Source organism: Enterococcus sp. DIV1420a (genome assembly GCF_051712165.1).
Lineage (GTDB): Bacteria > Bacillota > Bacilli > Lactobacillales > Enterococcaceae > Enterococcus > Enterococcus faecalis.
In genome coordinates, this window is record NZ_JBIOOI010000001.1 from 1705010 (window position 1) to 1723448 (window position 18439).

Below are 18439 nucleotides of genomic sequence, written 5' to 3' on the forward strand. Positions count from 1 at the left end.
AGGAGGATATTAAAATGAAACAACTACAATTTGGTACAAGTGACGAAACAGTTTCTTCGGTTATCTTAGGATGTATGCGCTTAAATGGTGCTGAAAATCCTCAACAGGTAATTGAAACTGCTTATGATCATGGCATTACATTTTTTGATCACGCCGACATTTATGGTGGCGGCGACTGCGAAACCATTTTTGGTAAGGCCTTAAAAGAAAATACCATTCGTCGTGAAGATATTTTTATACAAACGAAATGTGGGATTCGTCAAGGCTTTTTTGACTTTTCAAAAGCACATATTTTAGAAGCGGTCGAAGGGAGTTTACAGCGTTTAGGTGTAGATTCAGTCGATGCATTATTGTTGCATCGTCCAGATACTTTAGTGGAACCAGAAGAAGTAGCTGAAGCTTTTCATTTATTAGAAAAACAAGGGAAAGTTCGCTATTTTGGTGTAAGTAACCAAACGCCAGGACAAATTGAACTTTTAAAAACAGCTGTTAAACAACCGTTATTAGCCAATCAATTACAATTTGGCATCAAGCATACTGGCATGGTGGATCAAGGCTTACAAACAAATATGGAAATATCAGGAAGCATTGATTATGATCATGGTATTTTAGATTATTCACGGTTGAAACAAATGACTATTCAAGCATGGTCACCGTACCAATATGGTTATTTTGAAGGTGTCTTTATTGGAAATGAAAAATTCCCTGAGTTAAATCAAAAATTAAGCGAATTGGCTGAAAAATATCAAACAACGCCAACTGGCTTAGCCAGCAGCTGGATTCTGCGCCACCCTGCTAATATGCAAGTCATCGCAGGAAGTATGAATCTTGGTAGAATTGAAGAAATTGCTAAAGCAGCAGACATTGTGATTAGTCGCGAAGATTGGTACGATATTTATCGTGCAGCGGGAAATGTTTTGCCGTAAAAAGATTCTCATACTTGTGAAGATTCAGCGTGTATTGCTGATTGATTTTGGTATTTGATATAGTTGTCACTAAGGAACTATGTCAAATACCTTTTTCTTTCATTCTGCAATCGCCGTCTACTGCAAATTCTGTAGTTTTTTGTTAAAATAGAAAGGAAACTAGTTTGCTAAAGATGAGGGGAAAAAAATGACCAAAAAAAAATTATTACTCGTTGATGGAAACAGTGTAGCCTTTCGTGCATTTTTTGCGCTACATAACTCATTAGAACGATTCAAAAATAAGAACGGCTTGCATACAAATGCTATTTATGCGTTTAACAATATGTTTGAAAATGTAATGCAAAAAGAAATGCCTACTCATGTTTTAGTCGCTTTTGATGCAGGGAAAACCACATTCAGAACAGAATTTTATTCAGAATATAAAGCCGGACGTTCAAAAACACCGGGGGAATTTAAAGAACAAATGCCGTATATTCGTGAACTTTTAGAAGGTTTAGGCGTAAAATATTATGAACTACCTAACTATGAAGCAGATGATATTATTGGTACATTAGCCAACAAAGTTGATAAAGATGAATTTGATGTTGTCGTGTTATCAGGGGACCGAGATTTGACACAATTAGCGACGGACACTGTCAAAGTAGATATCACTGTTAAAGGAGTTAGCGATATTGAATCATATACGCCTGAGCATATTGCTGAAAAATATGATGGGTTAACGCCTAAGCAAATTATTGATATGAAAGGGTTGGCTGGCGACACGTCGGATAACATTCCAGGTGTAACGAAAATCGGTGAGAAAACCGCGATTAAGCTGTTAAAACAATATGGCTCAGTTGAAGGGGTTTATGAGAATATCGATGAAATGAAAAAAAGCAAAATGAAAGAAAACTTGATTAATGATAAAGAGCAAGCCTTTCTTTCTAAACGTTTAGCGACAATTGAAGTCAATGCACCAGTCGAAGTCAATGTGGAAGACTTGGCATATGAAGGGAAAAACTTAGAAAAATTGGTTCCTTTTTATAAAGAAATGGACTTTAAACAATTTTTAGCTAAGTTGGACATTACAGAAGAACCTGTTGAAATGGAAGATATTTTATTTGAAGTAGTCGAAGATCAGTTAACCAATGAAATGTTTACAGACGATATGGCTCTTTATGTTGAGATGATGGAAGATAACTATCATACGTCACCGATTGTCGGCCTTGCTTGGGGCAACAACAAGAAGATTTATACCACGAATAATTTAGCTGTTTTTGAAAGTCAGCCATTTATTGACTGGTTGATGGATGAGACACGTAAAAAAAATGTCTACGATGCAAAACGGACGTACGTTGCACTAAATCGCTATGTAGGAAAAATGACAGGGATTGCCTTTGATGTTTTATTGGCTGCTTATTTACTTGATACCAATGACAATAACGCTGATATTGAAGGTGTAGCACAACATTACGGATATGATGCGATTCAATCTGATGAAGCCATTTATGGAAAAGGGGCCAAAAAAGGCTTGCCAGAGGACGAAGAAGTTTTCTTTGGTCATTTAGCACGTAAGATTAAAGCAATTCAATTTTTAACAAGCAAATTAGATAGCGAATTAACAGAAAAAAATCAAGCTGATTTATTCTATAAAATGGAATTACCACTTTCTCGTATTTTAGGCGATATGGAAATAACTGGTATCCGTGTTGATGCCACACGCTTAAAAGAAATGCAAGTAGAATTTTCAGAACGCTTGAAAGAAATCGAAGAAAAAATCTATGCAGAAGCTGGCGAAGAATTTAATTTGAATTCACCTAAACAATTAGGCGTTATTTTATTTGAAAAAATGGGCTTACCTGTGATCAAAAAGACGAAAACTGGCTATTCAACAGCGGTAGATGTTTTAGAACAACTAAAAGAACAAGCACCAATTGTGGCCGATATTTTAACCTATCGTCAAATTGCCAAAATTCAATCGACCTATGTTGAAGGACTCTTAAAAGTAATTCAGCCAGATAATAAAATTCATACTCGGTATGTACAAACACTGACACAAACAGGACGATTAAGCTCAGTAGATCCTAATTTACAAAACATTCCTATCCGTTTAGAAGAAGGCCGAAAAATTAGAGAAGCCTTCGTACCAAGAGAGGATAATTGGTTGATTTTCTCTTCTGATTACTCTCAAATTGAGTTACGTGTGCTCGCGCATATTTCTAATGATGAGCATTTAAAAGAAGCGTTTGTGGAAGGGCAAGATATCCATGCCAGCACTGCAATGCGAGTTTTCGGTGTTGAAAAAGCAGAAGATGTCACACCTAACATGCGTCGTCAAGCTAAAGCGGTGAATTTTGGAATTGTCTATGGTATCAGTGATTATGGCTTGTCCCAAAACTTAGGCATTACTAGAAAGCAAGCGCAACAATATATTGACACCTATTTTGAAAAATATCCAGGCGTGAAACAGTACATGGAAGAGATTGTCCGCGATGCCAAAGACAAAGGCTATGTGGAAACATTGTATCATCGCCGTCGTTATTTAAGTGATATTAATTCAAGAAACTTTAATCTACGTTCGTTCGCTGAACGTACAGCGATTAATACACCGATTCAGGGAAGTGCCGCAGATATTTTAAAAATTGCGATGATTGAAATGGCGCGTCGTTTAAAAGAAGAAAAATTACAAGCGACAATGTTATTACAAGTGCACGATGAATTAGTTTTTGAAGTACCAGAATCAGAATTAGAACAATTAAATCAACTCGTCAAAGAAGTGATGGAGCACGCAGTTTCCTTACATGTGCCACTTATCACCGATAGCAGTTGGGGAAAAACATGGTATGAAGCAAAATAATAGCTTACCCATTAAGAACGATGAATAAAATAAGGATAAGTAGGATCTGGACGTTGATATCTAAGCGTTCAGACCTCTTTATATAAAGGAGCAAAAATAATGCCAGAATTACCAGAAGTAGAAACAGTGCGAAAAGGACTTGAAAAACTTGTTGTAGGAAAAACCATTCAAGAAGTCATTGTTTTTTGGCCAAGAATTATTGAATCACCAGAAGTTGATGTATTTCAAGGTCAATTAGCTGGTCAAACGATTGAAGGGATTGAGCGAAGAGGAAAATTTCTGATTTTTAAATTGTCTGATAATGATATGATTTCTCACTTACGGATGGAAGGAAAATATGAGTTTCATCAGGCTGATGATGAAATTGCCAAACATACCCATGTAATGTTTACTTTTACAGATGGCACGCAATTACGTTATTTAGATGTACGGAAATTTGGGCGTATGACATTGGTTCCTAAGAATCAAGGTCATCAATATAAAGGGATTTTAGCTTTGGGGCCAGAGCCAACACCAGACGTTTTCCAATTAGCTACTTTTCAACAAGGCTTGAAAAAGCATCATAAAGCAATTAAGCCATTGCTGTTAGATCAAAAGCTAGTGACGGGTTTGGGGAATATTTATGTAGATGAAGCACTTTGGCAAGCGCAAATCCATCCAGAACAACCAGCAGATTCCTTAAAACCTGCGGAAGTTGCTACGTTGTATCAAGCAATCATTGACGTCTTGGCACGCGCTGTTGAAGCAGGTGGAACCACCATCCGCACCTATCTAAACGCGTTAGGAGAAGCAGGGACTTTTCAAGTAGCGTTGAATGTCTACGGGCAAACAGGCTTACCTTGCAATCGTTGTGGTACGCCAATTGTTAAAACAAAAGTGGCGCAACGTGGTACGCATTATTGTCCACAATGCCAACAATTGAAAGGTCGTCGATTGAAATGACAAAAGTTTTAGGCATTACAGGAGGGATTGCGACAGGTAAAAGTACGGTTGTTGCTCTTTTTAAAAAAGCGGGTTATCCAATTGTTGACGGCGACATTATCGCCCGCGAAATTGTTGCAAAAGGGCAACCAGCCTTAGCCGCAATCGTTGAAACTTTCGGACCAGAAATAGTATTAACAACTGGTGAATTGGATCGGAAAAAATTAGGACAATTAATTTTCGCTAGTCCTCAAAAAAGAGAGTTGTTAAATGAAACGCTGAAACCTTTTTTAAGAAAAGAAATTTTACGTCAAATTGAAGAAGCTAAAAAGAAAGCCTCCCTGGTTATTGTTGATATTCCTCTGCTTTATGAAGCTCATTATGAGGCGATTATGGATCAAGTTGCTGTGGTATATGTACCAGAAAAGATTCAAAAAGAGCGTCTGATGGCCCGAAACCAATTAACAGAAGAAGAAGCGCAACAACGAATTGCTAGCCAATGGCCGATTGAAATGAAAAAAGAACGAGCAGATATCGTGTTTGATAACCAAGGAACTAGAGAAGAAACGGAACAGCAAGTGAAGAAGTGGCTAGAGAAACAAACTGGAAAGAAGTGAATATTTTTTAAATGGCGTAAAATGTTTTGAAAATTTCAGAAAAACAGTGAAAGTCTTTGTTTTTATTAAAGAATGGCAAAGATTCAACTAAGAACCAGTTCTAAAGACCTAGTAATAGCGCAATTTCATGTTATAATATAGGCAACAAAAATTATACAGAATAGAAGAGGTGAACGTTATGCGTTGTCCAAGATGTCATCATAATAATTCCCGTGTTATTGATAGCCGTCAAGCAGATGATGGACGTGCAATTCGCCGTCGTCGTGAATGTGAAAATTGCAGTTATCGGTTCACTACATTTGAAAGAATTGAAGCGGCGCCATTACTTGTAATCAAGAAAAATGGGGATCGTGAAGAATTTAATCGTGATAAAATTTTGCGTGGGCTCATTCGCTCTGCGGAAAAAAGACCCGTTGCTATGGAACAAATGGTTCAAATTGTCGATAATGTTGAAAATCGAGTGCGTAGTTTAGGGGAAAATGAAGTCTCTACAACGCTTATCGGTGAATATGTGATGGAAGATTTAGTCAATCTAGATGAAATTGCCTACATCCGCTTTGCGAGTGTTTATCGACAATTCAAAGATATGAGCGTGTTTTTGAAAGAGTTACAGGACATTGTCGACAAAGCAAAATCTTCTTCTCCTGACTCAGAAAATTAAAAAGGAGGTCTTTCTTTGAAAGGAAATCGGCAAAGAATCCAACCAAAAAATATTTTTCAAGCGGTTATTGATTCACCGCTTTCTGATCAAGAGAAAGAGGTTTTAACCTTTTTATATCAACCAATTGTCGGCGCCAATGCGTTTAGTTTATATTGGCTTTTGTTATCTGAAACAACAGACTCAGAGGAGAATGGCTCGCTGTTTCATGCAGATTTAATTAGTTTGCTGGACTTGAGTTGTCAACAATTAGAAGAAGCTTGCTACAAATTAGAAGGCATTGGGTTGCTAGAAACGTATAAAAAAACAGATCGGGAATTAGGAGATTGTTATTTATATTATTTAAAAGCACCTGAAACAGCCGCTCGTTTTTTTAAAGATGAAGTGTTAGCTTTAGTGTTATTTAATCGGGTTGGACAACGGAAATTTGATCAATTAGTGCAAAAGTTCCAACCGCATCCTACCAAAACAGAGGGCTATCAAAATGTTTCCGCTAGCTTTCAAGAGGTTTATGCCTTTAAAGAAGAACAAATTGTTTCCGAAGCGAACCGATTGACAACGATTCAAGAAACTTTTTCTCAACAAGAAAAATCGAAGAAAATTTCTGTATCAACGGATTCTTTTGATTGGCACTATTTTGTGGAAGGTTTGCACCGTTTAGGTTTACAACTGCCTGAAGATGAGGCTAGTTTTCAAGAAGAAGTCTATGTTTTTCATCAATTATATGGCATCAATGAGTTAGATATGGTAGACTTTGCTTCGAAATCATTTGACTATTATACAAGTCGAATTTTGCCTAAGGAATTAGTGCGAACGATTCATCAAGCGTTTGATCCTGATAAAAAACCACAACCAACAAACGTAGTGACAAACAAGCAAGCACAATTGACGGTGGAAGAGCAACAAACGTATCGATATAACGCATTAAAAATGAATGGTTTTTCTGAACTGGATATTCAAATGATTATGGATAGTGAAAAGAATCCGCCTATTCAATATTTAGAAGCTTTAAAAAATAGTCGAGGCGGCTATACGACACCACAAGAACGTTCATTAGTGAAATATTTGGTTGCCAAATCAGGCTTACCGACTAGTGTGATTAATATTTTGATTAACTATGTTTACAATATTCAACAACAACCGACTTTAAAAGCGGAGTATGTGAATCGAATTGCGAATGAATGGGGACAAAGTGGCATTCATTCACCAGAAAAAGCAATTGAACATGTCAGAGAATTGGCAAAACAAAGCCAAACCAAACAAAAACAGCGACAACAAAATTATTCAGGGAAACGCCAAACTGTTCGACAAGAGCGATTGCCAGAATGGGCAGATCAGCCAAACGATGAAACAAAACTTTCCCCAGAAGAACAAGCCGAGTTAGATCGACAAATTCAAGAATTTTTAAACCAAGGAGGTGACCAATGATGGAAGACGTAGGAAAAGAAATGTCAAAAATTATCCAGAAGCGTGACATCAATGAACGATATGAAGAGCTGGTTAACGAAGTATTGAAAGATCAAGATGTTCAAGCCTTTATACAAGCAAACCGAGAGCGTTTAACCGATGAAGATATTCGTAAAAGTTATGCTAAGCTGTATGAATTTGTTCAAGAAAAAAAGAAATTTCAATTAAACGATCCAGCAATGATTGCTCCAGGCTATGAGCCAAGATTAATGTTGAATTTTCATTACATTGATGTAACGTATGTCCCAACGGCTGATTTAATCGCCCGTCAGAAGGAAGAAGAAATTCGTAATCGAGTAAGGGCAATGGACATGCCAAAAGATGTCCGAGAAGCAAATTTACGAGATTTCGATCCATCTTCTCAAGGTCGAGCCAAAGCGTTAGCAGAAGCAATGCAATTTTTAAGAGAATATCCTGCGACACCAAAAGAATTTCATAAAGGGATCTATTTACAAGGTCCCTTCGGTGTAGGAAAATCTTTCTTATTAGGTGCGATGGCTAATGCTTTAGCAGAACGTGGATTTACTACGACAATTGTTCATTTTCCAACATTTACAGTAGAAATGAAGCAAGCCATTGGTCGCGATCAAGTTGGTGAAAAGCTCGATGCAGTAAAAAAATCCCCTATATTAATGATTGATGACATTGGTGCGGAATCCATGACTAGTTGGATTCGTGACGACGTTTTAAGCGTAATCTTGCAATACCGAATGCAAGAACAATTAGTTACTTTTTTCTCTTCCAATCTAGATTTAAAAGCTTTAGAAGAGCATTTAACCGTGACGCAACGAGGAGAACAAGAGCCGCTAAAAGCCAGACGAATTATGGAACGTGTGCGTTATCTGTCAAAAGAGATTACGATGACAGGAAATGATCGACGAAACGGTTAAAGCAATCCTTTTATTTTTATGGATTGCTTTTTTTCTTGCGTTTGAAGAGGTAGCGTAAGTTTCGCAAAAACAAGTACTTTTGTGTACACTGACAATAAAGAAGTGAGGAAAAGAGGCGTAACAATGAAGAGAAAACTTTGGATTTTTATTGGGGTATTCGTGGTGCTTCTGGGAGGATATTTTCTTTTGTTTAGAGAAAAATCCTATAAAGTAGAGGTGGAAAAAGTGAATCCAAAAATTCAACGCTTAATGTCGACAGACAAACAACATTTTTTAACAAAACATGAATTTCACACAAAAGAAACCGCTGAACGCAAAGATTTGTTGAAGTTTTTTATTGAAACCCGGCTCAAAACAGACGGCGGCTTTTTAACCAATTATTTACCAGATGCTGAACGCAAAGATGTCGCCACAGGACATGAGCTGTTAAGTGAGTCTTCGGGTCTATATTTGCGTAATTTAGCTTTTGATACGCAGGGACGTTTTGATAATTTTTACAAGCAGACGAAAGACACCTTTTACGACGGTGTCCAATTTAGTTACCGAATTGACGAACAAGGCAATAAATACAATGTCAATGCCTCGATTGATGATTTACGGATCATTCGTTCATTAATTGAAGCAGGGGGGCATTTTAAAACAGATCAGTACGATCAAGAAATTAAAAAATTAGGCAAGAGTTTTATGAAAACCTCTATGAAAGATAATATTCTAATTGATTTTTACGATAGTAAATCAAAACAACAGTCTTCAGAAACTTCTTTGTTTTATATTGACTTAATTACGCTGGGTTATCTATACAAAGAATTTGGGATTTCAGCAGACTACTTGCAGTATCATTACCAATTAATAGATGATGGCTATATTTCTGATGATTTACCTCTTTATCAAACGAAGTTTAATCATCAAACAAATAAATACGAAAACAACGGAACACTTAATATTATTGAATCTTTATTAACGATTGTCCATTTAAGTGAAGTGGGTATGGCGAAGCAGACTAGTATTGATTTTGTGCGAAAACAAGTTCAGCAAGGAACGCTTTTTAACTCGTATGATTTAAATGGATCGCCCGTGGATAAAAATCAATCTGCAGCTAGTTATGCGATAGCGGCTTTAATTGGTGTTGCCGAAAATGACAAAGAGTTGTATCGTGCGGCAATTACAGTACTTAATAATTTTCAAATTATGGATTCAAGCAGTCCGATTTATGGAGGATTTGGTGATAAAGTTACGAAACAAGGCTATTCCTATAATAACTTAATGGCTCTTTTGGCCTATGATTTCTAGATGAGGTGAAAGCATGGAAAAGATCAAAAAATACATGAACTCGGCTTTTGAATGGTTGAGTCGTTATATTTCTCCAAGTCTTTTGGCCGTTTTAGGGATTGGGTTAGTGACAAGCATTTTGTTATTCGTTTATCCGATTAATGGCTTGGGTGATAATGGCGAGTATTTTCGTGTGTTAAATTCAAATAGTCTTTATCGTGTCAATGGTGATAGCTACGACAATGTGGCCTATTTTGTTAAGGACTTTTCAATTATGCGTTATTTTAATGAAACAACGACGCACTTTGTTTCCACTCAACAATTTTTCATCACCATTGCCATTTGGCTTAATAAACTTTTTTATAGTCAAACACTTTTCGATATTCGTTTCTTAGGTTTCGTTTATCTTAGTTGTTTTTTAGTGTCAATTTATATTCTGGTACGAGGCTTAACCGAAGGCGTGTCTTTGAAAAAAAGTTATCTTATCTCTTTGTTGGTTATTTTCATCTTAGGAGATACCTCCTATACGATTTATTTTAATTCCTTTTATACAGAAGCGACGAGTTTTTTACTTTCTGTGAGTGTCTTAGCATTTTCAGTCTATTTTTATCGGGTGACGAAACCACGAACTTGGCTCAGAAGAATAGTTTTAGTTATCTTGGCACAAGCAGTAGTACTTTTAATAGGGACAACACGCCAAGAATATTTGCTGATTATTGGCGTAATTATTGCTGGATTAGGATTTTTTGTCTACTTGTCACAACGTTACCAACGATTGTCAATGACGGCCTTTTTAATTGCGTTGATTGGTTTTACAACGTTAGCAGCTTTTATCGTTCCTAACGATATCTATGAACGTGATGTCTACCACAGCATGACGCGCGGTGTAATGAAGGATAGTAAGGTTCCGGATAAACGGATGTCAGAGGGCGGAATCAACCCGCAATATGGGTTGCAAAAGGGACGTTCCTACTTTGAAGAATACAGTCCTGTATCACCAACTTCTGAACAAATGAAAAAAGATTTTTTTGATAAAACGAGTTTTGGATGGGTGTTATTGAATTATTTAAATTATCCATCTGAATTATGGCAAGGACTGAATTCAGCGGTCCCAAATGTTTACTTAGTAAAGCCTAATAATGTGGGGAATTTTGAGAAAACGACGGGGCGTGCACCGCTGGAACAATCTAAATTTTTTATGGTGTATAACCGTATTAAAGCCAGTTTTTTCCCTAAAAACTTTGCTTTCTATCTATTATTAGGCGTGATTCTGTTTGGTTTATATGGCGTTGGTTTATACAGAGGACTCAAGAGAAACGAACCCAGATTAGTTTTTCGCTTCTTTTTAATGACAGGGATCTATCTTAATTTATTAGTTGTTTTCATTTCAACAATTATTATTGATGGGGATAGTGACTTAGTACGTCATTTGTTTTTAGTCTCAGTATTTTTAGATTTTCTCTTGTTACAAATTGTTTCTGATGTTATTGGTAAACGAATGTGGCAAGATACAACACCACAAGTCATTGGGGAGGTAGAGGGAATTGAAAAATAAACAATATCTTATTGGCTGGGTGTGTTTCTTACTCTTTTTCGTTTTTTGTGGCTTTGCCAAACCGGCGCTGGCTGCACCAAGTAAACATGTCTTACTTGTCTATGACAGCTTGAATATTGCTGGGAAAAAAGAAAATGATGTGGATGCTTTACAACGAGTGTTGACGAGTTTTGGAGTAGAAGTTCAGAGCGTGGCGGTGTCAGACTATGTGCCTGGAGAATTGCTAAATGATGGCTATGACAGTTTGATTTCTATGGTGAATTGGCCTGAACAAGCCGGCGTTATTGCCTCTGATTTTCTAGCAGATCGAGTTCATTTTAAAGGCAAACAATTACACATTGGTCGAAACATGCGTGACGATGAAAAACAATATTTTAGCGGTACATGGAAAGAATTAAGTCATCGTCAATATCGGTTAGAAGATGAAAAAAACCGCTTTTCTCAAGTATTGCCTTTTCAAGATCAATCAGTTGTGCTGGAAAATACGCAAGGTCAGACAGTTGGCCGATTAAAAACACAAGAATTAGCACCAGAAGAATATCCATTTGGTGTAATTGAGAATGGGCATGCTTTTCTACCAATGTTTGAACGCAAAGGCGCTGTTTTTTTAGAAAGCTTGGACGTGATTAGTCAATGGCTGGAAAGTGAAAAAATGTCACGGCCGTTTTTGACGATTTCTGATTTTAACCCGTTAAGAGATATGTCTGTGGCAACCTATTTGCAAGAAGAATTAGTTAAAACCACGTATCCTTATATTTTATCCAGTACGAGCGTTTCACAAAACAATACGATTTTACCTTATAAACTATTTACGAATGCGTTACGTGCGTTTGCTTCGACGGGGGTTATTTTCTTAGAAACACCGGTCGTTAACAATGTTGATTTAAATGACCAACGTGCCTTGAAACAATTGATGGAGCAGCAGATTAGTTTATTGGTCGACAGACATGTCTATCCAGTAGGCATTTCTGCTCCAGGATACTGGAATCAAGACCTTCAATACCAAGAGGATGGTCTAGCAATTAGTGATACAGTGATTCTAAGAGAAAATCCGCCGATTGAACGCGTTTTTTATCGGAACCAAACGGGAGAATCAATCACTTATAAGAATGCTTTGTTTGATTTACCGTATGATTATTTATCGGGGATTGAATGGACGGATAAAGATAATCCGAATGACTATCGATTTCCAATGCCGACCACCATTAGTTTTTCATTTCCAAATTCTAAAAAAGAAGTGGATCATCTAATTCAAGAAGTCAAGGAAGCACCAATAGTGTTTAGTGTTTCAGAAGCGGATCAACATTTCACTGTTCAAACACAAACGCAGAAAATCGAATTTCGGAATAATCGGTTCTTCTTAAACAATCAAATTGTCAATGGTTTGGCTGATACAGGGGCTTCAACAGTTGAAAAACAACGATTTACAGGGTTATTTTCATTCTTTTTCAGTATCACAAACAATATTTTGATTGGCGTTGTGACACTGACTTTAATCATCCTGATTATTTTGTTTATGATTGGACGAAAGAATTATCGGTCGAAATATATTAATAAGGAGGAAGACAAATGACCATTGCTGACATTGTAATGTTAACAGCAACTATCATTATTTGGAGTCTACTAATTGTAAATATTCTCTTAGTTATTTTTGGCTATGTTTATTATTTAAAAACAGATCCTGTCGCACCACCACCTGTAGAGGACGAAGACGCGCCGTTTGTTTCAATTATGGTGCCGGCCCATAATGAAGGAATTGTCATTGTGCGGACAGTTGAAGCGTTATTGAATTTTAATTATCCGCAAGATCGCTATGAAATTATTGTGATTAATGACAACTCAAGTGATAATAGTGCTGAGCTTTTAGCGAACGTCCAAAAAAAGGCGGTTAATCGAAATTTGCAGATTATTAATACAGACAATATAACAGGTGGTAAAGGTAAGTCTAATGCCTTAAACATTGGTTTCAAGCAAGCCAAGGGGGACGTGATTGCCATTTATGATGCGGACAATACACCTGAACCGAATGCACTCCGTTATTTAGTTGGAGAGTTAATCGCTAGTGAAGAATACGGCGCGGTTATTGGTAAATTTAGAACGAGAAATCGCAATGCAAGCTTGTTGACACGCTTTATTAATATCGAGACACTGGCCTTTCAATGGATGGCACAAGCCGGTCGTTTTCAATTATTTAAGTTATGCACGATTCCTGGCACAAATTTCATTGTTCGTCGTAGTATTATTGAAGCCATTGGCGGCTGGGATGACAAAGCGTTAGCCGAAGATACAGAAATCAGTTTCCGCATCTATATGATGGGCTATAAAATTAAGTTTCAACCAAAAGCAGTGACGTGGGAGCAAGAGCCACAAACTTTGTCAGTTTGGTTCCGACAACGGACGCGATGGGTCAAAGGCAATATTTATGTCATTGTTAAAAATGCTAAATTATTGTTTAATCCTAAAGCGAGTCGGATCCGTTTTGATATTTTATATTTCTTGTCCATTTATTTTCTCTTAATGACATCGCTCGTTTTGTCAGACATCATGTTAGTTTTATCAATGTCTGGTTACTTAACAACGACCCTGCAAGGATTTAGCAATTCCTTATGGTTGTTAGCGATTTTGTTATTTATTTTCAGTACTTTTGTCAGTATTACAACCGAAAAAGGCGAAATGACTTTAGAGAATATCTTAATTATTGCCTTGATGTATATTACATACAGTCAGATGTGGCTAGTAGTCGCCGCTTATGGCATGGTGATGTATATTAAAGAAAATGTTTTTCATAAACAAACACAAACAAAATGGTACAAAACTGAACGATTTAAATAAGGAGGAAACGTGCAATGAAACAAAAAACAGTCACTTTAATAGGGTTGTTCTTTCTGGCAATTCTGATTGGTGTCGCAAGTCCGACCGTATACGGCGAAAACAAAGAACAAGACAACCATACCTTTACACAACCTTTTCAAAATAAAACAATCTCTTTAACAGGTACTTCTGTCCGTAGCACCATGTATTTTACAAAAATTGATTATTGGAACGTTAAAAAAGCATCATTCAATATGACCTACCAAATCACACAATTAAAAAATAATCAGACCTCAGATTTAACTGTGGCGGTTAATGGTGTGAAGTTTTATTCTTGGCGTCCTGAAAATACGACTGGTATTCAACAAAAGACGATTGAAATCCCTTTGGAACTGATTAAAGAGACAAATACATTGACTGTTGAAGGCCAAATTATTAATCAGGCAGGAAACGACATGTATAATTTAATTGAAACTCCAGCAAATTGGTTAACGATGTATGAAGGATCTAACGTAAACTTCCAATACGATTTACAATTACCAGAGAATACGATTCATTCTTTTTATAATCATTTTGTGGGAGCAGACACGATTGCGAATAAACACAGTGTTATTTTGACACCAGAAAATGCATCGGAAAAAGAATTAGCTGCAGCGACCCATGCGTTAGCTGGTGCTGCTCGTTTGATTACTACCTCAGAAGAATTGTTGCCAATGGCTTCTTTGAACAAAGAACAGTCTGCACCCTATCAGTTGATTATTGCCAGCTATGATAAATTACCAGATCAGTATAAAAGTCAAATTGATAGCAAACGCGTGGAGGACCAGGCTGTCTTAAAATTTTTCAATCAACCAGATAAGCATGTTTTAGTAGCTACTTCTAAAGATGAGGACTTACTTGTTCGTGCGGGACGTTATTTAGCAAACTATGAATTAATGACCCAAACAGATAAAGAAGAGACAACAGTTGATGAGAATACCGATACGTTTAGTTCAACTTTAGAATTTGATGGAAATTATCCATTAACATCAACGGGGGACAAACTAGAAGGGGCCTATCACCAAGAACAAACGTACTTTGTCAATTTACCAGTGGATCGAAACAATGCCAATGGAAGTCGCGTGCATTTACATTTTAAATACGCTGAAAACTTAGATTTTGATTCTTCTTTAGTGACGGTCTATGCCAATGACAAACCAATTGGCAGCAAGAAATTAACCGCTGCTGGTGCGAACGGTGATGAATTAAATCTCGAATTTCCAAAGAACTTAGAAATTGCTGATAGTTTTGTTTTAAAAGTTGCTTTTGATTTGAATGTTAAATCACCAGAAGTTTTACGAAATGGTCAGACTCCATGGGCCTTTATTGAAAATAATTCGAATGCGTTTATTCAAACAGAAGAACTTAATGACATATTATTTAATAACTATCCGAACATTTTTATCAGAAGCCGTTCTTTTGCTGATTTAGCGATTTTATTACCAGAAAAAATGGACGATAACTATTTTAAAGTGTTGACCAATCTATTTAACTTAATTGGTAATTATGCCGAAAGTAATGTCGGTGAGATTACGTATTATAAAAAAGCGCCTAAAAATGCGGCATTAGAAAATCATAACTTGATTATTTTTGGTACGCCTAAGGACAATCCGATGATTCGTAAGTTAAACGATCAGTTATATTTCCATTATGATAAGGACTTCACACGTTTTGTTTCAAACGAGAAACTGAGCATTGAAAAAGATTATGGTAAACAAATCGGTACGGCGCAGTTAATGTTTTCTCCATATAATGCGAAAGCCGCGGCGTTAATCTTAACAGGAGCTAAATCACAAGGTGTCTTTTTAGCCTCTACACAAGTGAATACAGAGAAGAATACTTCTATGTACAAAGGAGATGCCATTGTGGTCGATCCGAACTATCGTCGCTATGATTATCGTTTCAAAAAACGTGTAAGCAACGTCAGCAACGAATCATTAGGTAAACGAATTGTCAATAATCATAAATTAATGATTTATCTATTTGTCTTCTTAATTGGTATGACTATTATTGGATTAAGTGCGTTCTTCATCGTGAAGAAGAATTTGAAAGGTGGGGAATAGAGTGAATCAAAAACGAGTGACCTTACTTTTGGATTTAACTTTGTTGGTAGGAATTGTTTTGGTTGTCGGCACAACCATCTTTATGGCCTTAGGAACGAATGATTTCTTTGTGGACTTAAGTTGTCTATTAATTTCAGTTATCTTAATTATCGTTACCTATTTTGTAGGAATTACAGCGGGGTTAACATTTTCGCTTATATTTATTTTTCTACAATTGACTTATGTTGTATATCAGTATGTCTATCATGATTTGTTTAGCTATGGCTCATTATTTTGGCTAATCATGCCGCCGCTCTACTGTTTAACAATCTATGCAGTGACTTATCAAATTCGTACGATTGAAGAAGAAAATATTCGCTTACGTAAAGAAACTTCACGGTTAAATGCGTTAGATGCAGTAACTAATTTAAGAACAGCAAAAATGTACGAGGAAGGATTCGATTTATTTTCTGACATTTCTACACGTTATGAAGCGCCGTTATATTTGGTCGTGATCCGAGTGGCCTATTGGGAAAGTATTCGTAACTTATTAAGTCCTGAACAAAAAAATGAATTGCTACAAATCGTGACAGCGGCGATTAAAGAGACAACGGATGATCGCTTCTTACCATACTTTATCGACGGCACACCGCCGACTTGGGCGTTATTAATTTTCCGCGATGGGGATGACGGATACACTACTAGAAAAGAATTCAAACAACAAGCTCAAGAGAAATTTGCCCATTCTGAAACCTTAAGGAATATTACTTTGACATTACAAGTTTCCTATACCAAATATGATCCTGCCGAATTTAACAACGCTTCAGAATTTTTAGGGGATGGAATTAATTCTCTTCAATATGATGTTTAAAAAGGAGGCAAACAAATGACTGAAAAACTTGCTGTTTTTACAGGGAAATTAGCAGATGCTGGTGTGTTAAATGAGACGCAGCCATTGTCAATGCGATTACATTTAGAAAATATCCAAGCAGAAAGTGATCCAGAATCCATTGTGCCCTTATTTTCTCATGGGGTAATTTTAAACATACTTGTTGAACAGTTAGAGGAAAGTATCCCACTGTCTCACTTGAAAAAAGGGACCAAAGTCCGTTTCACAGTCGTGGGCTTGCCGCCGATGACTATGTCAATTCCACCGCATGTTGGTGGGCAAGCGATTGAATTGATAGAAGAAATCTAAAAAGCTTCTGCATTAGCTATGATTATTAGCTAATGCAGAAGCTTTTTTTATTCAAAGGTCATTCTTTCAATTCGATCGAACGCTTCCTTTAATAAATCTAAATTTTGTGTTGCGGCTAAACGAATGTACTCATCGCCCGTTGTTTCACCAAATGCTTTTCCAGGAATCACTAATACCTGTGTCTCTTTTAAAAGCTTTTCCACAAAAGGGACGGAAGTTAGTCCAGTTTTTTGAATATTAATGAAGGCGTAAATACTTCCTTTGACTGGATGAAGCGAAAGGAAAGGGATCTTTGCTACTCGTTGGGCCACATACTCTAAACGTGTTTGGAACACTTCAACGATTGGGTCTACAAATTCGTCAAAATGTTGTAACGCATAGATTCCTGCTTGCTGTGACAACGTAGGCGCAGAATACGTAACGCCTTCATTAATTAATTTGGCTACTTCGTTAATATAGTCTGGGGCAATCATATAACCAATACGCCAACCAGTCATTGCAAAGGCTTTTGAAAAGCTACCAAAAGTGATAGTATTTTCTGGAGCAAACGTAGCCATGGGAGTAAACGTTTCTTGGAAACAAAAGGCTTCATAAACTTCATCTGAAAGAATGTATAAGTTGTGTTCAATCGCTACCTGTGCAATTTCTCTGAAAGTTTCTTCAGAGAAAACAGCGCCTGTCGGGTTATTCGGTGAATTAAGAATAATCGCTTTGGTTTTAGGCGTGATTTTTTCTTTCAAAAGAGCTACATCAATTTGGAAACCATCTTTTTCATAGGTTGGTAAAAAGACCGGAACGCCATCTGCTAAAAGGACTTGGTCTTTATAAGGAGAGAAATAAGGTTCATGAATAATCACTTCATCTCCAGGATTTAGAATCACTTGTAAGGCAAGGTACATTCCGTGCAGAGCGCCAACTGTGGCCCGGACTTGATTCGGTTGAAAAGATAATTGATAATGTGACTGATAAAACTGAATGACCGCCTCAATGAATGCCTCGCTACCATCAGAAGCGGTATATTTTGTATGCCCATTTTTGGCATCGTTAGCTGCTTGTTCGATAATCCGCTCATCGGTAATTAAGTCAGGGTCACCAATCGATAAATCGATTAAATTTGGGGTCTTTTTCGCCAATGTTGCAATATCCATGAGTAAATTTTCAGTAGGTTGTTGGTAACGTGTTGCGATATTCTTGCGATCCATACCAGGTG

At 36.9% G+C, this 18439-nt stretch carries 15 protein-coding genes; 14 read left to right on the forward strand and 1 reads right to left on the reverse strand.

The features are described from left to right. The first annotated feature begins 14 nt into the window (after positions 1 to 14). From IGI80_RS08525 to IGI80_RS08590, 14 genes are all read left to right on the forward strand, one after another. Entirely contained in the window at positions 15 to 926 is a 912-nt protein-coding gene (locus tag IGI80_RS08525) for an aldo/keto reductase (RefSeq protein WP_438723230.1), read from the forward strand. 187 nt (positions 927 to 1113) lie between these two features. Beyond that, positions 1114 to 3762 carry a DNA polymerase I gene (gene polA / locus IGI80_RS08530; RefSeq protein ID WP_002355755.1) on the forward strand — a complete coding sequence of 883 codons (2649 nt, stop codon included), beginning with the start codon at positions 1114 to 1116 and terminating at the stop codon, positions 3760 to 3762. Positions 3763 to 3861: 99 nt separating this feature from the next. Then, the gene (gene mutM / locus IGI80_RS08535) at positions 3862 to 4704 is read left to right on the forward strand and encodes a DNA-formamidopyrimidine glycosylase (RefSeq protein WP_002355756.1); all 843 of its coding nucleotides are present in this window, start codon (positions 3862 to 3864) and stop codon (positions 4702 to 4704) included. Further along, complete coding sequence (gene coaE, locus IGI80_RS08540) at positions 4701 to 5300, forward strand: dephospho-CoA kinase (protein ID WP_002364728.1); 600 nt, start codon at positions 4701 to 4703, stop codon at positions 5298 to 5300. Before mutM ends, coaE begins: the two co-directional genes overlap by 4 nt. Before the next feature lie 178 nt (positions 5301 to 5478). Continuing rightward, positions 5479 to 5961, forward strand: a complete 483-nt coding sequence (gene nrdR / locus IGI80_RS08545) for a transcriptional regulator NrdR (RefSeq protein WP_002381296.1) — start codon at positions 5479 to 5481, stop codon at positions 5959 to 5961. A 15-nt stretch (positions 5962 to 5976) separates the two neighbouring features. Beyond that, positions 5977 to 7386, forward strand: a complete 1410-nt coding sequence (locus tag IGI80_RS08550) for a replication initiation and membrane attachment family protein (protein WP_002385033.1) — start codon at positions 5977 to 5979, stop codon at positions 7384 to 7386. Further along, a complete protein-coding gene (dnaI, locus tag IGI80_RS08555; RefSeq protein ID WP_438723444.1) occupies positions 7386 to 8315 on the forward strand; it encodes a primosomal protein DnaI in 930 nt (309 codons plus the stop codon). The genes IGI80_RS08550 and dnaI overlap by 1 nt, the downstream gene beginning before the upstream one ends. 81 nt (positions 8316 to 8396) lie before the next feature. Then, positions 8397 to 9605 (forward strand): hypothetical protein, encoded by a 1209-nt coding sequence (locus IGI80_RS08560; RefSeq protein WP_438723232.1) that lies wholly within the window; start codon positions 8397 to 8399, stop codon positions 9603 to 9605. A 13-nt stretch (positions 9606 to 9618) separates the two neighbouring features. Beyond that, entirely contained in the window at positions 9619 to 11139 is a 1521-nt protein-coding gene (wsfD, locus tag IGI80_RS08565) for a glycan biosynthesis hexose transferase WsfD (RefSeq protein WP_002385037.1), read from the forward strand. Beyond that, positions 11129 to 12712, forward strand: coding sequence for a hypothetical protein (locus IGI80_RS08570; RefSeq protein WP_002355763.1), 1584 nt, complete (start codon positions 11129 to 11131; stop codon positions 12710 to 12712). Before wsfD ends, IGI80_RS08570 begins: the two co-directional genes overlap by 11 nt. Further along, the gene (locus tag IGI80_RS08575; RefSeq protein ID WP_002355764.1) at positions 12709 to 13971 is read left to right on the forward strand and encodes a glycosyltransferase; all 1263 of its coding nucleotides are present in this window, start codon (positions 12709 to 12711) and stop codon (positions 13969 to 13971) included. The genes IGI80_RS08570 and IGI80_RS08575 overlap by 4 nt, the downstream gene beginning before the upstream one ends. Before the next feature lie 14 nt (positions 13972 to 13985). Next, positions 13986 to 16052, forward strand: coding sequence for a cellulose biosynthesis cyclic di-GMP-binding regulatory protein BcsB (locus IGI80_RS08580; protein WP_438723233.1), 2067 nt, complete (start codon positions 13986 to 13988; stop codon positions 16050 to 16052). Then, a complete protein-coding gene (locus tag IGI80_RS08585) occupies positions 16042 to 16902 on the forward strand; it encodes a hypothetical protein (protein ID WP_002385041.1) in 861 nt (286 codons plus the stop codon). Before IGI80_RS08580 ends, IGI80_RS08585 begins: the two co-directional genes overlap by 11 nt. A gap of 15 nt (positions 16903 to 16917) precedes the next feature. Beyond that, complete coding sequence (locus tag IGI80_RS08590) at positions 16918 to 17229, forward strand: hypothetical protein (protein ID WP_002378091.1); 312 nt, start codon at positions 16918 to 16920, stop codon at positions 17227 to 17229. Positions 17230 to 17276: 47 nt separating this feature from the next. Here the strand turns inward: IGI80_RS08590 and IGI80_RS08595 are convergent, their stop codons facing one another. Continuing rightward, on the reverse strand, positions 17277 to 18431 hold the full coding sequence (locus tag IGI80_RS08595) for a pyridoxal phosphate-dependent aminotransferase (protein ID WP_010828609.1): 1155 nt from the start codon (positions 18429 to 18431) through the stop codon (positions 17277 to 17279). Positions 18432 to 18439: the final 8 nt, after the last annotated feature.